This is a genomic window from Pseudoalteromonas sp. GW168-MNA-CIBAN-0100 (assembly GCF_040309225.1).
In the GTDB taxonomy this organism is placed as follows: Bacteria; Pseudomonadota; Gammaproteobacteria; order Enterobacterales; family Alteromonadaceae; genus Pseudoalteromonas; species Pseudoalteromonas arctica.
On the sequence record NZ_JBEOOL010001095.1, the window covers coordinates 1 to 236 of the forward strand.

Annotated in this window: 1 protein-coding gene; it reads left to right on the forward strand. The window is 39.4% G+C overall.

The annotated features are described in order from the left end of the window. The coding region (locus AAEY62_RS24745; RefSeq protein WP_350637141.1) for a Gfo/Idh/MocA family protein at positions 1 to 236 on the forward strand (236 nt) is incomplete at both ends.

Below are 236 nucleotides of genomic sequence, written 5' to 3' on the forward strand. Positions count from 1 at the left end.
CGTATAATCGGTGAAGCATGCCATTTTATAGATTTAATGCGCTACTTAGCTGATAGTGAAATTGTAAGTGTGCAAGCTCGAAGAATGGGCGATACGGACTCAGTTGATATTACTGAAGATAAAGCTGCAATTATTCTTGGTTTTGCTGATGGGTCGTTTGGAACTATTCATTACTTAGCAAATGGTGCTGCGAGTTTTCCTAAAGAGAGAGTTGAAGTGTTTGTCGAAGGTAAGGT